The organism is Hungatella sp. SL.1.14, from assembly GCF_024460495.1.
Lineage (GTDB): Bacteria > Bacillota > Clostridia > Lachnospirales > Lachnospiraceae > Hungatella > Hungatella hathewayi.
This window is the reverse complement of sequence record NZ_JANFYJ010000576.1, coordinates 1-259: the sequence shown is the minus strand read 5'-3', so window position 1 is coordinate 259 and position 259 is coordinate 1. Positions and strand designations below refer to the sequence as shown.

The window sequence follows — 259 nt, the reverse complement described above, 5'->3', positions numbered from 1 at the left end:
ACTGATTTTCAGTGATGCAAGGAACATGGGATTCATCCCGGGACCTTTTACAACTGGGTCAGCAGACTCAGAAAGAAAGCATGCCGTGAGATTCCTGAATCCATTTCCAAAGCAGCACCATCGCCTGCCCAAGAGGTAGTCCGTTTAAATTTCAATCCAAAGGCAGAAAGGCCGGAATCCATGTTTCCAGTCCAGCCAGCGTTAGAGGATCCATACAGAATTCCAGAAATATCTGCAAGCATAGAGATATCGCTTGGCA

The 259-nt window shown here is 46.7% G+C and carries 1 protein-coding gene; it reads right to left on the bottom strand.

All coding sequences use genetic code 11. The features are described from left to right. Positions 1–47 precede the first annotated feature (47 nt). On the bottom strand, positions 48–259 hold a 212-nt coding region (locus NE473_RS33375), incomplete at its 5' end, for a hypothetical protein (protein WP_256265745.1).